The 20634-nt window shown below is 43.4% G+C and carries 17 protein-coding genes; 14 read left to right on the top strand and 3 right to left on the bottom strand.

The annotated features are described in order from the left end of the window. The first annotated feature begins 144 nt into the window (after positions 1 to 144). The 6 genes from K1F36_RS04925 to K1F36_RS04900 all read left to right on the top strand — a co-directional run bounded on the left by K1F36_RS04925 (position 145) and on the right by K1F36_RS04900 (position 10676). Positions 145 to 903 carry an SDR family NAD(P)-dependent oxidoreductase gene (locus tag K1F36_RS04925; protein ID WP_220112787.1) on the top strand — a complete coding sequence of 253 codons (759 nt, stop codon included), beginning with the start codon at positions 145 to 147 and terminating at the stop codon, positions 901 to 903. Between the two features lie 4 nt (positions 904 to 907). Then, positions 908 to 1384: a hypothetical protein gene (locus K1F36_RS04920; protein ID WP_220112786.1), complete on the top strand. Its 477-nt coding sequence runs from the start codon at positions 908 to 910 to the stop codon at positions 1382 to 1384. A gap of 135 nt (positions 1385 to 1519) precedes the next feature. Beyond that, positions 1520 to 4636: a VPS10 domain-containing protein gene (locus K1F36_RS04915; RefSeq protein ID WP_220112785.1), complete on the top strand. Its 3117-nt coding sequence runs from the start codon at positions 1520 to 1522 to the stop codon at positions 4634 to 4636. Between the two features lie 90 nt (positions 4637 to 4726). After that, a complete protein-coding gene (locus K1F36_RS04910; protein WP_220112784.1) occupies positions 4727 to 5125 on the top strand; it encodes a hypothetical protein in 399 nt (132 codons plus the stop codon). A 77-nt stretch (positions 5126 to 5202) separates the two neighbouring features. Further along, complete coding sequence (locus K1F36_RS04905) at positions 5203 to 9549, top strand: CusA/CzcA family heavy metal efflux RND transporter (protein WP_220112783.1); 4347 nt, start codon at positions 5203 to 5205, stop codon at positions 9547 to 9549. Between the two features lie 2 nt (positions 9550 to 9551). Further along, positions 9552 to 10676: an efflux RND transporter periplasmic adaptor subunit gene (locus K1F36_RS04900; protein WP_220112782.1), complete on the top strand. Its 1125-nt coding sequence runs from the start codon at positions 9552 to 9554 to the stop codon at positions 10674 to 10676. A 1-nt stretch (position 10677) separates the two neighbouring features. On the opposite strand, the gene K1F36_RS04895 is transcribed toward K1F36_RS04900, so the two are convergent. Beyond that, positions 10678 to 11499: a ZIP family metal transporter gene (locus tag K1F36_RS04895; RefSeq protein WP_207031474.1), complete on the bottom strand. Its 822-nt coding sequence runs from the start codon at positions 11497 to 11499 to the stop codon at positions 10678 to 10680. Continuing rightward, on the bottom strand, positions 11499 to 12155 hold the full coding sequence (locus K1F36_RS04890) for a metal-dependent transcriptional regulator (RefSeq protein ID WP_220112781.1): 657 nt from the start codon (positions 12153 to 12155) through the stop codon (positions 11499 to 11501). Before K1F36_RS04890 ends, K1F36_RS04895 begins: the two co-directional genes overlap by 1 nt. 80 nt (positions 12156 to 12235) lie before the next feature. Between K1F36_RS04890 and K1F36_RS04885 the strand changes: the two genes are divergently transcribed. From K1F36_RS04885 to K1F36_RS04875, 3 genes are all read left to right on the top strand, one after another. Continuing rightward, positions 12236 to 14506, top strand: a complete 2271-nt coding sequence (locus tag K1F36_RS04885) for a TonB-dependent receptor (RefSeq protein ID WP_220112780.1) — start codon at positions 12236 to 12238, stop codon at positions 14504 to 14506. A 146-nt stretch (positions 14507 to 14652) separates the two neighbouring features. Beyond that, positions 14653 to 15123: a hemerythrin domain-containing protein gene (locus tag K1F36_RS04880; RefSeq protein ID WP_220112779.1), complete on the top strand. Its 471-nt coding sequence runs from the start codon at positions 14653 to 14655 to the stop codon at positions 15121 to 15123. 75 nt (positions 15124 to 15198) lie between these two features. Then, the gene (locus K1F36_RS04875; protein ID WP_220112778.1) at positions 15199 to 16341 is read left to right on the top strand and encodes a lycopene cyclase family protein; all 1143 of its coding nucleotides are present in this window, start codon (positions 15199 to 15201) and stop codon (positions 16339 to 16341) included. Here the strand turns inward: K1F36_RS04875 and K1F36_RS04870 are convergent. Further along, on the bottom strand, positions 16338 to 17321 hold the full coding sequence (locus K1F36_RS04870) for a polyprenyl synthetase family protein (RefSeq protein WP_220112777.1): 984 nt from the start codon (positions 17319 to 17321) through the stop codon (positions 16338 to 16340). The genes K1F36_RS04875 and K1F36_RS04870 overlap by 4 nt on opposite strands. A gap of 174 nt (positions 17322 to 17495) precedes the next feature. Here K1F36_RS04870 and K1F36_RS04865 point away from each other — a divergent pair, with 174 nt between their 5' ends. The 5 genes from K1F36_RS04865 to K1F36_RS04845 all read left to right on the top strand — a co-directional run bounded on the left by K1F36_RS04865 (position 17496) and on the right by K1F36_RS04845 (position 20622). Continuing rightward, on the top strand, positions 17496 to 18044 hold the full coding sequence (locus K1F36_RS04865) for an RNA polymerase sigma factor (protein ID WP_176618918.1): 549 nt from the start codon (positions 17496 to 17498) through the stop codon (positions 18042 to 18044). After that, positions 18034 to 18465 carry a hypothetical protein gene (locus tag K1F36_RS04860; RefSeq protein ID WP_220112776.1) on the top strand — a complete coding sequence of 144 codons (432 nt, stop codon included), beginning with the start codon at positions 18034 to 18036 and terminating at the stop codon, positions 18463 to 18465. The genes K1F36_RS04865 and K1F36_RS04860 overlap by 11 nt, the downstream gene beginning before the upstream one ends. Further along, positions 18443 to 18592: a hypothetical protein gene (locus K1F36_RS04855; RefSeq protein ID WP_220112775.1), complete on the top strand. Its 150-nt coding sequence runs from the start codon at positions 18443 to 18445 to the stop codon at positions 18590 to 18592. Before K1F36_RS04860 ends, K1F36_RS04855 begins: the two co-directional genes overlap by 23 nt. Positions 18593 to 18684: 92 nt before the next feature. Further along, positions 18685 to 19290, top strand: coding sequence for a TetR/AcrR family transcriptional regulator (locus K1F36_RS04850; RefSeq protein WP_108245438.1), 606 nt, complete (start codon positions 18685 to 18687; stop codon positions 19288 to 19290). After that, a complete protein-coding gene (locus K1F36_RS04845) occupies positions 19291 to 20622 on the top strand; it encodes a TolC family protein (protein WP_220112774.1) in 1332 nt (443 codons plus the stop codon). The last annotated feature ends 12 nt before the right edge of the window (positions 20623 to 20634 follow it).

Below are 20634 nucleotides of genomic sequence, written 5' to 3'. Positions count from 1 at the left end.
CGTAATTCCTTGTGTTCAAAAAGAGAGTCGACCACAAAGAAACATAATTAATAGAACAACATTGAAATCCATCCAATATTGTGCCCTATCTTTTTATCTTTAAAAAATCAAAACTCGAATTGTTTTCATCACCCAAGTAAACCTATGAATTTCAACAACAAAAACGTATTGGTCACAGGTGCCTCGCGAGGTATCGGCAAGGCAACCGCCATGGCATTCGCCAAAAAAGGAGCCAAAGTGGGCATCAATTATCGTAGTAATGATGAAGTGGCCCATCAAACGTTATCAGAATTACCTGGGGAAGGGCATCAACTTTTTAAAAGAGACATTTCCCAAAAATCTGAAACGGAAGCTCTTATTGCTGATTTTGTAAAAACCTATGGCCAACTGGACGTTTTAGTGAACAATGCGGGCATTTCTATTTTTCATGAAATAGACGAAGTTGATTTTGACCATTGGACGAATGCCTGGGAAAAAACGTTTGAAACCAACTTATTTGCCGTGGCTAATTTATGCTATTGGGGAGCCAAGGCCATGATGAAAACAGGTGGCGGGCATATTGTAAGCGTATCCTCTCGGGGTGCGTTTCGGGGCGAACCCACCAAACCAGCCTATGGGGCCAGCAAAGCTGCATTGAATTCCATGAGTCAGTCCCTCGCCAAGAAATTGGCGCCTCACCACATTTATGTCGGAGTGGTCGCACCTGGATTCACCGAAACCGAAATGGCCAAAGAGACCCTTACCCCTGCCGAGCGGGAAAACCTGTTGCGCGAATCTCCTTTTAAACGCATGGCACAGCCCGAAGAGGTGGCCCATGCGATATTGTTCCTGGCATCCTCCGAGGCCGCTTACTCCTCTGGAACCATCATCGATGTTAATGGGGCATCATACCTAAGAAGTTGATTATATGAAGGCCGCCACCGTAGCACAACTCAAAAAAGAACTCAAATTCAAATCGCAGGACGAAGTCCTTGAGCTTTGCCTTCGTTTGGCACGTTTCAAAAAAGAAAACAAGGAACTCCTTACCTATTTGCTGTTCGAATCAGACAGCGAGGAAGGATACATTGAAACCGTAAAAGAAGAGGTGGATGCCATGTTCGCCGACATCAACGTTAACAGTTATTTCTACATCAAAAAAAGTGTTCGGAAAATACTTCGCACCATCAAAAAATATATTCGGTATTCAGGAAATAAGGCTACCGAAGTGGAACTGTTGCTTTATTTCTGTGAAAAGATGAAATCATTCCGTCCTTCCATCAACAGAAATACCACATTGATGAATTTGTATAACCGTCAATTGGAATACATCAAAAAGAAAATACCCGCACTCCACGAAGACTTGCAACACGATTACGGGGTAATTCTTGACGAGCTTCATTTTTGATTGCATAAAAAAACGCATCAAATTCCCTAAAACAACTCAAAATATTCAAGAGTTTGGATGATTTGATTAAATTTTCTCATCCATATTGAGTAAATTGTGACTTTATTCTAACTACTCATAACCAACCTTGACATCATGAGAATGCCAACAACCTCCCTGAAGACATGGACATTACTTTCCATGTTTTTTTCAACCTTATTTATTTGCGCACAAAATGCATCCCCTATTACCATTGACACCAGTTTTTACAGCGGCTTTGAATGGCGGAACATTGGCCCGAACCGTGGCGGTAGAAGCTTGGGGGCTTCAGGAAGCCCTTCCCGACCCAACGAATATTATTTTGGAGCCACTGGAGGTGGTCTGTGGAAGACCATCGATGGAGGAAATACATGGAAATGTGTAACCGATGGCCAAATTACCAGTTCATCCGTAGGCGCCGTAGCGGTGGCAGAAACCAACCCAGATGTGGTTTATATCGGAATGGGAGAAACCCAACTGCGTGGAAGCATCACACAAGGTGACGGTGTTTACAAAACGACAGATGGCGGAAAAACTTGGAAACATCTAGGGCTGGAAGAAACCCAAGCCATTTCAAGGGTTCGCGTAGACCCCACCAATGAAAATATTGTTTACGTTGCCGCTTTGGGACACCCTTATGGAGAAAATGAAGAACGTGGCGTTTTTAAATCCATGGATGGAGGCGAAAATTGGAAAAAAGTACTCTATGTCAGCGATAAAGCAGGCGCTGCAGATTTGATCATTGACCGAAATAATCCCGATGTATTGTACGCCAGCACATGGCAAGTGTACCGTAAAGCATGGAAAATGTGGGGCGGTGGTCCAGATAGTAAACTTTGGAAGTCCACAGATGGTGGAGAAACCTGGACAGACCTCACCGAAAATCCAGGGATGCCCGAAGGCCCGATCGGTAAGATTGGGGTAACGGTTTCCCCAGCAGATTCTAACAGGGTTTGGGCCATTGTAGAGGCCAATGAAGGCGGTGTTTTCCGTTCCGATGACGCTGGCAAGACGTGGGAACTCACCAACAACGAACGTAAACTGAGACAACGTGCCTTTTACTATTCCAGAATTTATGCCGATCCCAAAGACAAAGATGTGGTGTATGGCCTAAATGTAGGATTCTTTAAATCCACCGATGGAGGAAAAACATTTGACGAAAAAATTAACACCCCACATAGCGACAACCATGATCTGTGGATCGACCCAAACGACCCTGATAGAATGATCAGTTCCAATGACGGAGGTGGCGTGGTAAGCATCAACGGAGGAAAAACCTGGACCGAACAGGACTATCCAACCTCGCAGTTTTATCATGTAATGGCCACTAGCGATGTTCCGTATCACGTGGCAGGTGCCCAGCAGGACAACTCTACCTTGGCCATGCCAAGCGAAGGATGGGACTTTATGCAAGCAAGGGGGCCAAGTTCCGAATGGTACTACGCCGTTGGTGGCGGGGAAAGTGGTTGGATCACACAAAGTCCGACCAACCCCGATATTTTTTATGCAGGAAGCCAAGGAGCACTTTTGACAAGGTATGACCGAAGCAATGGTCAGACCAGAGATATTCAAGTATATCCCCGATTTTTCTCTGGTGAACCTGCAAGTGCCCTTCCCGAGCGTTGGCAATGGACGTTCCCCATTATGTTCGCTCCCAAAGACCCCAATGTAATGTACACCTGCTCCCAACACGTTTGGAAAACAACAAATGATGGACAGACATGGAAAAAAATCAGTCCGGACCTTACCTATGCCGACCCGGAAACCTTGGGCAAGACGGGGGGTATTTTAACCATGGACATGAACGGACCAGAGATTTATGCCACCGTATTCGCTTTGGCTCCATCCCATCACGACATCAACACCATTTGGGCAGGTTCTGACGACGGCAAAATTCACATCACAAGAGATGGTGGTGAAAACTGGGAGGATATTACCCCAGAAAATCTACCAAAATATTCAAGGGTGAGCATTATTGAAGAGTCCATCCACAATCCTGGAACTTTATATGTGGCGGCCAACAGATACCAAGTGGATGACAGGGCGCCCTACGTTTTTAAAACACACGATTACGGAAAAACCTGGACCAAGATCATTACAGGAATAAAAGACGGTCACTTTGCCAGGGCAATCCGTGAAGACCATAAAAGAGAAGGACTACTGTTTTTGGGGACCGAACACGGAGTGTATTTTTCCATAAACGATGGTGCCGAATGGCAGTCGCTTCAATTGAACTTGCCCGATACCCCGATCAGGGATTTGGTGATCAAGGACAACGATGTGGTTCTGGGCTCCCACGGCAGGGGATTTTGGATCTTGGACGACATTCAGCCTTTTAGGGAGTATTCAGAAGATTTAAAAAGTGAAAAAAATGTCTTGTTCAAACCCTCCGATGCCATCAGAGGTATTTACAACGCCAATTTCCAGTACTATTTGGAAAAAGAGGTGGATACAGTCACCTTTTCTATTTTCGATGCTAACAATAACCTCATCGAATCCTTTGGCGGCAACAAACCAAAATATGAAGATTCTGGCGAATCTTCCTGGTGGAGCCGTTTTAGCAGTACCAAGCCCACTACGGCAAAAGGCATCAACACTTTTACTTGGAACTTGAGGTATCCTGGACCCACTACTTTTGATGGTATCATTATTTGGGGAGCTTCGGCCACCACAGGACCAAAAGCACCACTGGGCACCTATACCGTGCAAATGAAGGTGGGCCCTGAAGTCATCAAAAGCTATCCATTTAAAATTGAAATGGACCCCAACTTGAAAGGGATTACAGCGGAAGACCTTCAAAAGCAATTTGAATTGGCTTCCAAAATCACCAAGAAAGCGACCATCGCCAACGAAGCGGTCATTCAAATAAGAAGCATCCGCAAACAATTGGATAGTTTGGGCAAGGGGATTTCCAGTAGAAAGTTCACAAAGCTAACTGAAGATTTCATGGAGACCTTGACCGAAATCGAGAATGATCTTTATCAAACCAAAAACCAATCAGGACAAGACCCATTGAACTTCCCCATCAAATTGAACAATAGGTTCAATGCCCTGCAGAGAAGTATTGAAAACGGGGACGCCAGACCAACGGATGCCGCTTATGTGGTATACGATGAACTTGTTGCCGAGTTGGAGACTCACATGGCCAAACTGAACAGCACATTGGATAAAGAGCTTCCAAAAGTGAATGCTGTTTTGGAAGAAAACGGAATTTCAACCATCAAGGCCCAATAGGGCCTGATGGTTTTTAAAAATCAGACTCATTCTAAATTAAGTTTGGTCATCTATGGTGCCGCGTATTATTCTTAATTTTACGTTGTCAGGATGAATAAAATTATCACCATAGGGATATCCCTGCTCATTCTGCTCCAAGGAGCCAACATTCATTTTAAGGATTTGGTGGAACTTGGGCAACTTTTTGAGCATTACCAGTTCCACAATGAGGAATATGGTGATGACTTTACGGTCTTTGTTTCCAAACACTACGGAGAACTCAAAGCTTCGCACAGCGAAAAGCACCAAGAAGAGCAAAAAGAGCATGAAAAATTGCCTTTTCAGCATCAATCCCATTGTTCGCAACCGCATGTTTTTGTTCTTGGAGCGGATAATTTTATCAATTCCCGTTCTGAAATTCCAGTTACAGAAAAAGGAAATTTCCACTATCAAATATCGTATTCCCATATTTGGGGAGACAACCCTTTTCAACCGCCCAAACACGCATAATTCATAGTATTTCAGCTTTGCTGAACACTTCTATCAAGCCTTATTCTATTTAATAATGCTATCATACTCTATGAATCATGTTTTCAAAAATTATCAACTTTAGTGTAAAGAACAAGTTCATTGTTCTTCTGTTTACAGCGGCCATAGCCCTTGTTGGGTTATTTTCGCTATCACAAATACCCATTGGTGCTGTACCCGATATCACCAATAACCAAGTACAGGTATTAACCACTTCTAATCGTCTTTCCACACAGGACATGGAAAAGTTCGTCACCTATCCCGTTGAGTTGGAAATGGCGAACCTGCCCGGTGTAAAAGAAATAAGGTCGGTTTCCAAATTTGGCCTATCGGTGGTCACCATTGTCTTTGAGGACGATATGGGCACCTATCTGCCAAGACAGCTCATTGCCGAAAAGATAAAATCAGCATCCAGTCGTATCCCAGAGGGTTTTGGTAGCCCAGAAATGGGACCAATTACCACTGGTCTGGGCGAAATCTATCAATATATTCTGGATGTTGAGCCCGAGTACAAGGACCAATACAATTCCACGGAGCTTAGGACCATTCAGGATTGGATTGTAAAACGTCAGCTTTCCGGTATTCCTGGTGTAGTCGAGGTAAATACTTGGGGGGGGCATCTTAAACAATACGAAGTTGCCATCCAGACCCAAAAGCTTAACGCTTTCAATATAACCGCAAGGGAGATTTTCACCGCATTGGAAAAAAATAACAGTGTCACTGGTGGAGGTTATATTGAAAAAGTAAACCAAGCCTATTTTATTCGCGGGGAAGGTTTGGTGAGCAGCCTCAAGGACATCGAGAATATCGTCGTAACCACAAGGAACAGCATCCCTATATATATTAAGGATGTGGCCAAAGTTGGTTTTGGAAGCGCCCCCCGTTTTGGAGCCATCACTGGAAATGGAGAGGGCGAAAAAGTGCTCGGCCAGATCATGATGCTCAAGGATGCCGATTCCAAACGCGTTATCGAAGCGGTCAAAGAACGAGTGGCCGCCATCTCGGCATCGCTACCCGAAGGGGTTTACATCAACCCATTTTTGGACCGTAGCGAACTTATCGGAAGAACTACCTTCACGGTTACCGAGAACTTGGTGTTGGGTTGTTTGATCGTGATTTTCGTGGTGGTCCTGTTGTTGGGCAACTGGCGGTCAGGACTTGTTGTAGCCTCCGTAATTCCGCTTTGTTTGCTTTTTGCCCTCACCTTAATGAACATTTTTGGGGTCGATGCCAACTTGTTGAGCCTTGGGGCCATCGACTTTGGTATCATTATAGACGGAGCAGTCATCATAGTCGAGTACATTGCGTTTCAAATTACCCGACGGCAAACCGAACTTGTCAATCTGGACAAAGAAGCCACACAATCCATAAAAGATAAAATAACTGTGGAGGGAGCCACCAAAATGATGAACTCCGCCGTATTTGGACAGCTCATTATTTTGATTGTTTTCATTCCGATCCTATCACTCAGCGGTGTGGAAGGTAAAATGTTCAAACCCATGGCACTTACCTTCAGTTTTGCCCTTTTGGGAGCTGTTTTGTTCTGCTTTACCTACGTGCCCGTGGCTTCCGCATTATTTTTAAAGCCCACCAAAGAATCGTCCAAGAACATCTCCACCCGTTTGGTCAACTGGATCAACAAGCAATACGAGCCCGTTATCGAATGGGCCATGAAAAGCAAAAAATTGGTACTTTCCATCGCTGCGGCTTTGTTGGTCGGAGCCATTTTGCTGTTCTCCTCAATGGGTGGGGAATTTGTACCTACCCTGGACGAGGGTGATTTTGTGATTCAACCTGTATTAAAAACGGGGACTTCCTTGGCAAAGACCGTGGAGACGACCACCAAAATCGAAAAAATCCTCCTAGACCAATTTCCTGAAGTGAAACAGGTGGTAAGCCGTATCGGTGCAGCAGAAGTACCCACCGACCCCATGTCCATGGAGGAGAGCGATGTGATCATTTCCCTAAAACCTAAAGATGAATGGGTCTCTGCGGAAACCAAGGATGAACTGGCCGACAAGTTTAAGGAAGCCCTAGCCGTGATACCTGGAATGGAAGTAGAATTTACCCAGCCCATTGAAATGCGCTTCAATGAATTGATTACGGGAGTACGGGCGGATATTGCCATTAAGATTTTTGGGGAAAACCTGGAAATATTGAATAAAAAAGCCAACGAGATCAAAGACCTCATCCAAAATGTGGAAGGTGCCTCGGACATCATTGTTGAAAAAGTAGAAGGGCTTCCACAGATGAACGTGTCCTTCGACCGGGCCAAAATTGCACGTCACGGACTCAACATTGCCGACCTCAACGAAATGATTTCGATGGGCTTTGCAGGTAAGGTCGTTGGAAGCATATTTGAGGGAGAGCGTCAATTTGACCTTGCCGTTCGGTTGGATGCTGAAAATCGCCAGGATATTTCCAACCTCAGAAACCTTTATGTGGATATTCCCAATGGTGGAAAAATCCCGATGAGCGAGCTTGCTGAGATCACCTATCAAAAAGGGGCTGCAAAAATTTCCCGAGATGATACCAAACGACGGATTGTTGTGGGTATCAACGTAAGAAATCGTGACCTTCAATCCGTTGTTGACGATGTGCAACTATTGGTCAACGAGAACATCTCGTTGCCGCCAGGCTACACCATTACCTACGGCGGCCAGTTCGAAAATCTACAAAATGCCAAAGCCCGATTGATGATTGCCGTGCCCATTGCTTTGCTGCTCATCTTCATCATGCTTTATTTTGCCTTCGGCTCGGTAAAGGAAGCTTTGCTCATTTTTTCCGCCATTCCACTTTCCGCAGTGGGAGGTGTCCTCTTGCTTTGGCTGAGAGATATGCCTTTTAGCATATCGGCGGGTGTTGGTTTTATAGCCCTGTTCGGTATCGCCGTTTTGAACGGAATCGTATTGATAGAGCATTTCAAGGAACTCAAAGGAAAAGATTTTGATTCCATGGAAGATCTCATCAAACAGGGAACCAAAGATAGGCTCCGTGCCGTATTATTGACGGCTTCCGCAGCTGCTTTAGGTTTCTTGCCCATGGCCGTATCCACCAATGCAGGTGCCGAGGTGCAACGTCCGCTTGCCACGGTGGTTATTGGCGGATTGGTAACGGCCACCATGCTCACCTTGGTAGTTTTGCCCGTTTTATATGCCTATACCCACAACATTAAATTCCGCGGAATGAGAAAAAGAAGAAGAGAACGCAAAATGAACAAAAATACGCTGACTGTGCTATTTCTTTTAGTGACTGCTTCGGGATTCTCTCAAACTAAATTGGACCTAGAAGATTTGATGGCCCTTTCCTTGGAAAATAACAAGGGCATCCAAGCTGGGTCGTTATTGGTAGATCAGGCGGAAACCCTTAAGGGAACCGCTTTTGAATTTGACAAAACAGATATCTACTACCAGTATGATGAAAACAACTTGGCGCTAAATGGGGAGCCATTAAAGGTTTTTGGGGCACAGCAACAATTTGAGTTCCCGACAGTGTATGGGGCCAAGAACAGGCTTCAAAAATCGAATTATGAACTTCAGAAATCATCATTTGAGATTCAAAAGAAGCAGCTGTACCAATCGCTGAGCAATGCGTACTATCAATACCAGACATTGAATCAAAAAGTAAAGCTTTACAGTACGCTAGACAGTATTTACAGCAATTTTGCCCATGCGGCCAACAGGCGTTTTGAGCTTGGCGAGACCAATTATCTGGAAAAAGTGACGGCCACGGCCAAGCAACGGCAGATTGCCAACACTTACTCCAAGATAAAGCAACAGATGTTGACAACCTATGGTCAAATCGTGAGTTTGGTGCAAAGCGGGGACAGCTTGCAAATCGTGGATGAAAAACCAGAAAAATTAACGGTAGTGAATGTCCAAGGAATGTTGGACGCGGAAACCTCCTTTTTGGACCATCGGCAAGAGTTGAGCAATGCCAAAAAGAGTTTGGAGGAAAACAAATTGTTGCCCGATCTGAACCTTGAATATTTTCAAGGGACAAACAGTGGGCTAGGGACTTCACTTTACGGAATTCAATTGGGTGTCCGTGTCCCAATTTTCTTCTTTGGTCACAGTAGCAAGCTAAAATCATCCAAGATACAGACCAAGATTACAGAGATGGAGAACACCGAAATTTCCGTTGCCATGGACCAGCGCTATAAAACCTTGATGGGACAACTGGAGCAACAGGCCAAGGAACTTTCCTATTACGAGGACGAAGGCGGTCTACTTTCTGATCAAATTTTGAAAGCGGCTTCCGGGAACTTTCAAAATGGGGAAATCGACTTTTTCCAGTACATCCAAAGTTTGGAAAACGCCTACGACATCCAACTCAATTATCTGGACGTGCTCAACCAATACAATCAAACCGTAATCGCCATTAATTACTTGACAATAACATTATAACCATGAAACATATATTTCAAATAGCCGCTGTTTTCCTTCTATTGATGGGCTGCGGTAATAAGAACAGCGAAGCATCGGCTTCCGAAGAACAAGGGGAAGAAACAGGGATCGTGGTCTCGCAAGATCAATTCGATACCAACAACCTAACAATGGGTACGATGGAGAAAAGAACCTTCCCCAAAATGGTGGAGACTTCTGGTATGATAGATGTTCCGCCAGAAAACCGAGCCAGTGTCTCGGCCTTTATGGGCGGTTTTGTGAAACAGACATCGCTTCTGATCGGGGACAAAGTAAAAAAAGGACAGCTTTTGGTGGTCTTGGAAAACCAGGAATTTGTGCAAATGCAACAGGAATATCTCGAAGTGTTCAACCAACTGGACTTTTTGAAAGCGGAGTTTGAACGGAACCAGATCCTTTTTGATGAAAAGATCGCTTCCCAAAAGAATCTTCTTCAGGCCAAGAGCAATTACCAAACGGCCCAAGCCCGCTATCAAGGTTTAGGGGAGCAGCTGCGAATGCTCAACATCTCTCCCAGCAATGTGGAAAAAGGAATTATAACATCCCAAGCTTCAATTTACGCCCCGATTTCGGGCAGCGTCACAAAAATGAACGTGGCCAAGGGAAGCTATGTTTCTCCTGCCACCGAAATATTGGAAATCGTTGACAACGAACATGTGCACTTGGAACTCACGGTCTTTGAAAAGGACATTCTAAAAGTGAAGAAGGGTCAAAAAATAAAATTCAAGATTCCTGAAGCATCTGAAGAAGCTTTCAATGCAGAAGTGCATCTGGTGGGAACGTCAATTGATAATACCAAAAGAACTATAAAGGTACATGGACACTTGGAGCAAGAAGACGGTAATTTTCTTCCAGGTATGTTCGTGGATGCCATGATCATGACGGATACCATCAAAACTTGGTCATTGCCCGAAGAGGCCATAATCGAATCAGAAGGCAACCACTACGTGCTTAAATTGATAGCAAAAAAAGACGGAAGCTACACCTTTGACAGGGTAGCTGTAAAACAAGGAGGCACCTTTGACGGGTATACCGAGATCATATCTAACGAACTGAACGAAACAGACCAGTTTTTGACCAAGGGTGTCTTTGATATGATTGGGGGGTAATCTATCCCAGTCCCACGTCCAAGGTCATCATAATAATAAATCCACCGATAAAGCCCATTGTAGCGATATCGGTGTATTTGTCCTGTTGCGTTTCTGGGATTACCTCTTCCACTACCACAAAGATCATCGCACCCGCAGCAAACGAAAGTGCGTAGGGCAAAATAGGCTCAAAAGTCAACACGGCCCAAGCACCCAATACTCCAGCGATAGGTTCCACCAGTGCGGACGCCTGTCCATACATAAAGCTTTTTGTTCGGCTAAGCCCCTGTCTTCTTAAGGGCATGGCCACGGCAAATCCCTCTGGGAAATTCTGTAGCCCGATACCCAAGGCCAATGCAACCGCCCCACCAATGGAGGCTCCCTCAAAACCAGCTGCGACACCGCCGAACAAGACTCCTACGGCCAATCCTTCGGGAATATTGTGCAAGGTAATCGCCAAAGTGAGCAAAGTGGTTCGGTGCCAAGGGGTTTTTACCCCTTCGGCTTCACTCATTTTAAAGTTGATATGTAAGTGGGGCAAAATCTTGTCCAATCCAAAAATAAAACCTGCTCCAAGCAAAAAACCAACCGCAGCTGGAATTACCTTTACAAAACCATCGCCCGGGCTCATTTCTATTCCTGGGGCCAACAAACTCCAAAAACTGGCAGCAACCATAACCCCTCCCGTAAATCCCAACATTCCGTCCAAAAGTGCCCGGTTCATCCCTTTAAAAAAGAATACCAAAGCTGCTCCCGCCGCCGTTAATCCCCAAGTGAAAAGAGTTGCGTACAATGCCGCCAATACGGGGTCTATTTCTTGAAAATATTGAATTACTTGTTCCATCAGTCGTTCTTTTTTACATAGAGGTTAGCTGCAATTTGATGTGATATCCGCATTTCCTTTCCTTCCATTTGAATACGAAGAGAATTGTCAAAATCTTCCTTGTCCAATACTTTGATGGTATTTCCCAAAGCGATTCTGTTCTTGTCCAAAAACTTTAAAAAAGGTACGGAGGAGTCTTTCACCCCCACGCAAACTCCTTGAGAATTGATGGGCATTTCACTGAGCAATTTTTCATCCCGCTCTTGGAACTTTCCATCTTTGGTGGGAATGGGGTCCCCATGCGGATCATACTTGGGAAAATCCAGAAGCTCATCGATTTTATCAACCAATTTTTCACTTTTGATGTGTTCCAACTGTTCCGCTACTTCGTGCACCTCATCCCAGGTAAAATCTAGCTTCTTTACCAAAAAAACTTCCCATAGACGGTGTTTTCTGATAATGGACAAGGCCGTTTTCACTCCCACAGCTGTCAACGACACCCCTTGATAACGCACATAGTCAACCAATCCTTTTTCTGACAATTTCTTGGCCATGTCCGTTACCGAAGATGGTTTTGTCTCCATCTGCTCTGCAATGGCATTGGTGGTAATGGACTTGGAGTCACCACCTCCCAAATGAAAAATTGTCTTTAAATAATTCTCCTCTGATCGAGTCATCAAAAAAACATTTTACCAAAAATACATTTTTATTTGACAAAATCTATTTTTAGATTTGTCTAAATTTAATTTTATACTAATTGAAATCATTTCATAAACATAGCATCCTTTTATGGATAGTCTTAACTAGCAGCTATTGTTTCGCACAGACTACATCCCTGAGCGGAAAGGTGACCGACAACGGGGACCCCTTACCCTTGGCCAACGTATTATTGAAAGGCACGGAAATTGGTACCGCTACGGATATTGATGGTGTATTTGAGTTGACCGACATTCCAGCAGGAGATTATATGATATTGGTGACATCATTGGGGTATCAACCGTATCAAACCAAAATCAACATTGAAGCAGGAGCGAATAAAACCGTCAACATACAGCTGGAAGCTTCGGCACAAAGTTTGGAAGAAACTGTGGTGACGGGCACCCTTAAACCTGTTAGCCGATTGGAAAGTCCAGTACCCGTAGAGGTCTACTCCCCTGCTTTTTTGAAAAAGAATCCCACAGCCAGCGTTTTTGATGCGCTCCAAAATGTGAACGGGGTTCGACCACAGATCAATTGCAATGTGTGCAACACGGGCGATATCCACATCAACGGATTGGAAGGGCCTTATACCTTGGTTCTTATTGATGGAATGCCCATTGTGAGTGGTTTGGGTACGGTCTACGGACTCACTGGCATCCCAAACTCGCTGATCGAGCAGATTGAAATCGTAAAAGGTCCGGCTTCTTCGCTCTATGGAAGTGAAGCAGTAGGCGGCTTGATCAACATCATCACTAAAAATGCGCTGAGTGCACCAGAGTTCTTTGCCGATGGCTTTGCTACGGGTTGGGGCGAATACAATTTGGATGTGGGCAGCAAAATATCGGTCAGCGATAAAGCAAACCTGCTTTTGGGCGTCAACTACTTTAATTACGATGTTCCCGTGGACAAGAATGGCGACAATTTTACCGATCTTACCCTGCAAGATCGTATTTCGTTATTCCAAAAATGGGATTTTGAACGAAAGGATAATCGACTGTTCTCCTTGGCAGGTCGCTTTTTTTATGAGGACCGCTGGGGTGGTGAGATGCAATGGACCCCAGAGTATCGTGGCGGGGATGAAATTTATGGGGAAAGCATCTATACAAGACGTTGGGAGCTGTTGGGCAAGTATCAGTTGCCGTTTGAGGAAAAGTTTCTCCTCTCCTTCTCCTATAACGACCACAACCAAAACTCGGTATATGGCGATACGGAGTACTTGGCCGACCAACGCATTGGTTTTGCCCAGTTGACCTGGGACAGGACCGCAGGCAACCATGATTTGCTATTTGGGAGCGCGGTTCGTTATAATTACTATGATGACAATACGCCAGCGACCACCGAGGCGGACAACATTTGGATTCCAAGTGTATTTGCACAGGATGAATACTCCTTTGCTCCCAAACATTCTTTTTTGGCAGGCCTGCGGTATGATTATGATCAAAGGCACGGCAATATTCTAACCCCGAGGGCCGCGTACAAATGGAAGATTTCTGACAATGATATTTTCCGTGTAAATGCTGGGACAGGGTTTCGCGTAGTTAATTTATTTACGGAAGATCACGCAGCACTGACGGGGTCTAGAGAAGTGGTTATTGCCGAGGAATTGAAACCAGAACGGTCTGTCAATGTCAATATCAATTATTTAAAGAAAATATATAGCGATAACGGTACCTTCATCGGATTGGATGCTTCAGCTTTTTATACCCGATTCTCGAATGTAATCTTGCCCGATTATGAAACCAATCCCAACCAGATCATTTATGATAATCTGGATGGCAAATCCGTTTCTCAAGGGATAAGTGCCAACGTGGATATTGCTTTTCCGAGCAGTTTTAAGATTATGGTGGGAGCTACTTGGCAGGATGTAAGCAACACCGAAAATGGGGTCACCCAACAGCAAATCCTTACCGAAAGTATTACCGCTACGTGGAATCTATCGTACACTTTTAGGTCGCTCCACCTAACGGCCGATTATACGGGAAATTTATATGGCCCGATGCGCTTGCCGCTATTGGGCGATTTGGATCCACGAAGCGAATACTCCCCTACTTGGAGCATTCAGAATATCCAGTTTACCTACAAGGGGCTCAACAATTTTGAAGTGTACGGAGGTATCAAAAATTTATTGGACTGGACCCCGAACCGTGGCAATCCGTTTATCATCGCCCGTGCCAACGACCCTTTTGATAAGGAAGTAACTTTTGACAACAATGGCAATGCCGTAGCTACACCAAACAATCCTTATGCCTTAACTTTTGACCCAAGTTATGTGTACGGACCCAACCAAGGGATCCGAGGGTTCTTTGGGTTACGGTATACTGTTTTCTAAATCGTTTCTCGTACTCTAACCCCATCCTGAATATAAAAAACCCAATTCTATCAATAATTTAATCGAATGGAGCAATGATGTCTTTGTATCACGTTTAATTTTACTAAGATGTTAGTTATTAAATAATTACAATAAAATCAAGGTATATGAAAATTTACAAGGCAATTAAACAGGACCATGACATCCAACGGGATTTGTGTGATAAAATAAGCAACACATCGGGGGATACTGAAGAACGAAGGGAACTTTGGAAAAAACTAAAAAAAGAATTGGAAGTGCATGCCGTGGCCGAAGAACGCTATTTCTATTCTCCATTGGTTGATAGCGACGACATGCAAGAAGATGCCAGACACGGAATGGCAGAACACCATGAAATGGATGAGCTTATCGAAGAAATCAACGATACGGACATGAGCTCTCCCCATTGGTTGGCAACCGTAAAAAAATTGATTCACAAAGTAGAGCACCATCTGGAAGATGAGGAAAAAGACTTTTTTGATAAAGCAAAAAAGCTGTATTCCGAAGAGGAAGCTGAATCATTGGCGAAAAGTTATGAAACAACGATGACCGAATACCGTGATTCTTGGCCAGCATCAATTCCAGGTAAAGATGAATAAAGTTCACTTATAAAAACATTGATATGAAGGGAAGGCACATGTCTTCCCTTTGTTTTGTTTATGTATTTTTACTCCATGCCCAAATACGACTACATTATTATTGGAGCGGGAGCTGCAGGGCTATTGTTAGCCGATGCCTTGGGCAAGGATGAATTCTTTGCTTCCAAATCTATTTTGGTGTTGGATAAGGACGATAAATCCAGAAACGACCGAACTTGGTGTTTTTGGGAGCGTGGCAAAGGTCAATTTGATGACCTCATCTTCAAAACGTGGGATACGATTTATGTGGGCGGACAACAACTTCAAAAATCAACTTCCATTGCACCATACACATACAAGATGCTACGAGGTATTGACTTTTACAACCACTTTTTACCTAAGATAAAAGCGTATCAGAACGTTACTTGGGTGCAGGAAGAAGTGCAACACATTGAAGAACAGAAAAACGAAGTTTTGGTTACCACTTCCTCTCAAAAATATATAGGACAAACGGTATTTTCCAGCCTCTATGATTCTTTCCCCCCGTTAAAACAAAGTAAATTTCCTGTTTTGCAACAACACTTTGTCGGATGGCAAATTAAAACCGAACAGTCGGTATTTAATTTAAGAGAGGCTACTTTTATGGATTTTTCGGTGGAGCAGAAAGGCAACACACGATTTATGTACGTGCTTCCTTTTTCCGATAACGCAGCGTTAGTGGAATATACCTTGTTCTCCGAGCACCTTTTGGAAAAAAGGGAGTATGAGGATGCCATCAAAACATATATTTCCACTAATCTTGGGAATACTCCTTACACTATTGAAGAAACCGAACTCGGCAGCATTCCAATGACCTGCTATCCGTTTCATGGACATAATACAAATCGGATTTTTAATATAGGAATTGCAGGTGGATGGGCCAAACCAAGTACGGGCTATACCTTTTACAACACTAGTCGAATAGTGCCTAAATTGGTGAAACACCTAAAAACGGCCAAGCCGTTGACAGAATTCAATCAAAAAAGTAGGTTTCTCTTCTACGATATGCTCTTGTTGGATATTCTGTATGAGAACAATCACTTGGGGCACGAAATTTTCGAGTCCATGTTCAAACGAAGAAAAGCTTCATTGATCTTAAAATTTCTCGAGAACGAAACCAATTTGTGGGAAGAGCTTAAAATAGTAACAGCTCCTAAACCCATGCCCTTCATCAGAGCTTTGTTTAAGCGAATGTTCTAAACGGTCCGTTCCATTAAACTTTCACCAAATTGCTTTAGCAAAGCCTTGTTTTTCTCAGGCAAGTCAGTTTCGGACAGGGCATCAAATGCTTTTTGCGTAAAACTCTTTATCGCGTACTTGGTTTCTTCCACTGCGCCACTTTCCTTGAAAATAATTTTTACCGCCTCGACTTTATCAGTAGAGTCATCAGGTTTAATGGAATAAAGGTGTAACAACCCTTCTTGGTCATCTTTGGAGGCTTTTTCCAAGGATTTTAAGTACAAATAGGTCTTTTTGTTCTCCATGATATCCCCTCCTACTTGCTTGCCGAAGGTTTTAGGATCTCCAAAGGCATCCAAATAATCATCTTGTAATTGAAAGGCAATGCCCAGGTTACGACCAAATTCATAAATGGCATCGGCATCTTTTTGGGACGCATTGGCCACGATGGCCCCCATCTTCATAGCGGCAGCGACCAAAACAGAGGTCTTATATTCAATCATTTTGAGGTATTCTACAATGGTTACATCGTCCCGGGTCTCAAAATCCACATCGTACTGTTGCCCTTCACATACCTCAAGTGCAGTTTTACTGAACAATTTAGTGAGTTCAACATAAGTTTCTGCAGGATAACTTTCAAAGAACTGATAGGACAAAATCAACATGGCATCGCCCGATAAGATTCCTGTGTTCACATCCCATTTTTCGTGTACGGTAATTTTACCCCTTCGCAACGGTGCATCATCCATAATATCATCGTGGACCAAGGAAAAGTTGTGGAACATCTCCACTGCCAATGCGGCGTCCATAGCATACTCTACCTTACCTCCAAAGGCCTCGGCGGTCATTAAGGTGAGGATAGGCCTCATTCTTTTACCCCCCAATCCCAAAATATATTTCACGGGCTCGTAGAGATTCTTCGGCTCCCCTAACTGGTTCCTTTCATTGAGGTACGTAACAAACTGCTCCCTGTACTGACTAATGATATCGATATCTGACATAGAGCCAAAAATACATTCAAATATTCAATTTGTGATGGACTTAGCATCTTAAAAGCCGGATACAAAGTATCCTCCCTTCCAAAAAAGGAATCTTTTGAAAAAAAAATTCAGAAAAATTGCAATGAAATAGTTTTTGTTCGTCTCTATAAGTGAAAAGCAACCTGATTCGACCGAATGGCAGCCAAAACCGATAATCGCAACAACCTGACCGACTTCTTTAACGAGGAGTATGGCTCGCTGCGCTCCTATGTGCAGTCCAAGATCAGGGATACATCGGAAAGGGATGCGGAAGATATTGTGCAGGATGTTGCGCTGCGAATGTTTTCACGATCGGATGATGCATTGCCCATAACCAACGTGGGCGGCTTTGTGTACAATGCCATTAGGAACAGAATCATAGACATTATGCGCGGCAAAAAGGAAAGGAAATTGCCTAGTGAGGATATAGACCAACAATGGCGGGAATTTGCTGAGTTCTTTTATGGGGATGCGGACAACCGCTACTCCCAAGAAATGGAACAAGCGCTCAAAAGAGCCGTAGAAGATTTAAAACCTGCGTACAGAGATATCATTATCGCCATTGATTTTGAAGGATACAATTACAAACAACTAACAGAAAGAACAGGAATACCGCAAGGCACCTTAATGTCCAGAAGGCACAGGGCCATGTCGGAACTATCAAAAACATTAGAGAATTTAAAAGAACTGAGTTATGGAACATAAAAAAGAATTCGAGAAAGCGGTAGAAAAGAAGGTGGAGAGAACCGTGAAAAAGGTGGTTAAAGTTATTGCCATGGTCATATTGGGGGTAGTTATATTCTTGCTGGCCAATTATCTGCTGATGCGGCTTTGGAACTGGTTGATGCCAGACCTTTTTGGTGTGGGAAGCGTTACCTACTGGCAAGCTTTGGGCGTCTTTATTTTAGCTAAACTGTTGTTCGGTTTTGGCGGAGGCGGTGGAAAAAGCAAGAGCGGCAGTCACAAAAAGAAGATTAAATCGTCCAATAAATGTGGGTCTTGGAGAAGGGATTTTGATGAATGGAAGCACTACGACCAATTTTGGAAAGAGGAAGGTGAAGAAGCTTTTAAAACATATGTAAGAAAAATCAAAAACGAAAATCATGATACAACAGAAGAAAACTAACAGCAAGAAGAAATACTTACTTCAGTTCAGTCCCTTTTTTTGGCGGTTGGGAAACATTGATGGCAATACCATCGACAAAGATGCACAACTTAGCCCTGTGTTCGCCAATACAAAAGAGTCCCGTTGAAACAAATGATAAAACCCCTTCGTTAAAAAATTGTAAAACCATGGAAACTTTTTTTGTTTTTAAAGTTTCCATCTTTACATTTGCCCCTGATTATGAGGGAAAAGATTATTCAAAAAGCAGGTGAGATGTTCTTAAATCTTGGGTTTAAGAGTATTACCATGGACGATTTGGCACATGAGATGGGGATATCCAAGAAAACGATTTACTCCCATTTTAAGAACAAAACAGACCTAGTTCAGCAGACCGCTATGTCAATGACCGATTTTATTGTATGTGGCATAGATGATATCGTGGCATTGCAAAAAAATCCTATTGAGGAGCTTTATGAAATCAAAAGGTTTGTGATGCTTCATTTAAAAGATGAAAAATCATCACCGCTGTATCAATTACAAAAATATTATCCAAAAATCTATACGTCCCTCAAGGAAGTACAATTTGAATGCACCCATCGTTGTGTAGCCAAAAATGTGAAGCGTGGTATGCAAATGGGAATTTACAGGGACAACCTAAACGTGGAATTTGTATCTCGAATTTATTTTACGGGGATAACCAGTTTAAAGGACAATGGCCTGTTTCCCACGGAAATTTTCAGTAAGGCGGAACTAATGGATTATTATCTGGAATATCATTTAAGGGGCATTGTAACTCCAGAAGGAAGAAAAATACTCAACTCAATCATCAATTCAAATAAAGAATAAATGCAAAAAACGTTAATCAGTCTATTACTTATACTACCATGGCTGGCATCCGCTCAGGATACCATACCAAGCCTTAGTTTGGACCAGGCCATTGCCTACGCATTGGAGCACAACTATAGCTCCATAAACGCTGAGCGAGACATTGTAGATGCACAAAAGCAAAAATGGGAGACCATTGCAACCGGACTTCCGCAGATCAATGGTGCCGTTAGCTATCAAAACCAGTTAAAACAACCTGTTTCACAGATTCCTGCCGAGTTTTTTGGTGGGGAACCTGGAACGTATCAAGAAGTTGTATTTGGTCAAGCACAATCCATGTCAGCAACAGCAACCCTAAGGCAACAGATATTTGACGGCTCCTACATTGTAGGTGTTCAGGCCACCAAAACTTTTTTGGAATACAGTCAGAACAATAAGGAAAAAACGGAACTGGAAGTCCGAAAATCTGTGGTGGAAGCCTACGGAAATGTGCTTTTAGCTCGAGAAAGTGTTCAGATTTCGGAAAAGAACAAATCCACACTGGAAGAAAACCTCTACGAAACCAAGCGAATCTATGAAAATGGCCTTGGTGATGAGGAAAGCGTAGATCAATTACAGATAACACTCTCAACGGTGGACAACCAGCTGAAAAATGCCCGTCGAATGGAGAAGATAACCCTTCAAATGTTGAACTTGGTACTGGGGCTTCCCATTGAGACACCGACGATTTTGACCGAAAATCTGGATGACCTTACCAAAAAGGAGATTGATTTTGGGTTAATTGATTCCGAATTTAATATTGAGAACAATGTGGACTATAAAATGGCCGCCAACCTCAACGAACAACGGTTTTTGGAATTAAAATTGGCCAAGAGTCGTGCGCTTCCCACATTGAATGCCTTTATCAACTACGGAGGAAACTCCTTCAGCAATGATTTTAACTTTTTGGACAGCGGTCAGCAATGGTTCGGGTCGTCCATTTTAGGAGTAGACCTTAACATACCTATCTTCAGTTCTCTCGGCAGAAGTGCAAGCACACAGCGCGCCAAGATAGCTTTGGAAAAGGCCAAGACACAGTTCACCGAGGCTCAAGCACAGATCCGTCTCCAATTGGAAAGTGCCAAAAGTGATTATATCCTTGCCATAGAGCAGTATGGAACTTCCAAAGAAAACTTGGAACTGGCCGAACGCATAGAAAACAAAAATCAGGTTAAATACGAGGAAGGATTGGCAACCAGCTTTGAATTGAGACAGGCCCAAACCCAATTGTACACAAGCCAACAGGAATATTTACAGTCCATGGTAGATGTCATCAACAAAAAGACAGCACTGGAAAATATTTTAAACAAATAACAAAAGAGAAAA

This window comes from Flagellimonas abyssi (assembly GCF_019457905.1).
Lineage (GTDB): Bacteria > Bacteroidota > Bacteroidia > Flavobacteriales > Flavobacteriaceae > Flagellimonas > Flagellimonas abyssi.
The sequence above is the reverse complement of the archived record's forward strand: the minus strand, read 5'-3'. Positions and strand labels throughout refer to the sequence as shown.

Bases quoted from the DNA above. Each gene is read 5' to 3' on its own strand.
- K1F36_RS04925 (WP_220112787.1), top strand. From the start codon at position 145: ATGAATTTCAACAACAAAAACGTATTGGTCACAGGTGCCTCGCGAGGT.
- K1F36_RS04920 (WP_220112786.1), top strand. From the start codon at position 908: ATGAAGGCCGCCACCGTAGCACAACTCAAAAAAGAACTCAAATTCAAA.
- K1F36_RS04915 (WP_220112785.1), top strand. From the start codon at position 1,520: ATGAGAATGCCAACAACCTCCCTGAAGACATGGACATTACTTTCCATG.
- K1F36_RS04910 (WP_220112784.1), top strand. From the start codon at position 4,727: ATGAATAAAATTATCACCATAGGGATATCCCTGCTCATTCTGCTCCAA.
- K1F36_RS04905 (WP_220112783.1), top strand. From the start codon at position 5,203: ATGTTTTCAAAAATTATCAACTTTAGTGTAAAGAACAAGTTCATTGTT.
- K1F36_RS04900 (WP_220112782.1), top strand. From the start codon at position 9,552: ATGAAACATATATTTCAAATAGCCGCTGTTTTCCTTCTATTGATGGGC.
- K1F36_RS04895 (WP_207031474.1), bottom strand. From the start codon at position 11,499: ATGGAACAAGTAATTCAATATTTTCAAGAAATAGACCCCGTATTGGCG.
- K1F36_RS04890 (WP_220112781.1), bottom strand. From the start codon at position 12,155: ATGACTCGATCAGAGGAGAATTATTTAAAGACAATTTTTCATTTGGGA.
- K1F36_RS04880 (WP_220112779.1), top strand. From the start codon at position 14,653: ATGAAAATTTACAAGGCAATTAAACAGGACCATGACATCCAACGGGAT.
- K1F36_RS04875 (WP_220112778.1), top strand. From the start codon at position 15,199: ATGCCCAAATACGACTACATTATTATTGGAGCGGGAGCTGCAGGGCTA.
- K1F36_RS04870 (WP_220112777.1), bottom strand. From the start codon at position 17,321: ATGTCAGATATCGATATCATTAGTCAGTACAGGGAGCAGTTTGTTACG.
- K1F36_RS04865 (WP_176618918.1), top strand. From the start codon at position 17,496: ATGGCAGCCAAAACCGATAATCGCAACAACCTGACCGACTTCTTTAAC.
- K1F36_RS04860 (WP_220112776.1), top strand. From the start codon at position 18,034: ATGGAACATAAAAAAGAATTCGAGAAAGCGGTAGAAAAGAAGGTGGAG.
- K1F36_RS04855 (WP_220112775.1), top strand. From the start codon at position 18,443: ATGATACAACAGAAGAAAACTAACAGCAAGAAGAAATACTTACTTCAG.
- K1F36_RS04850 (WP_108245438.1), top strand. From the start codon at position 18,685: ATGAGGGAAAAGATTATTCAAAAAGCAGGTGAGATGTTCTTAAATCTT.
- K1F36_RS04845 (WP_220112774.1), top strand. From the start codon at position 19,291: ATGCAAAAAACGTTAATCAGTCTATTACTTATACTACCATGGCTGGCA.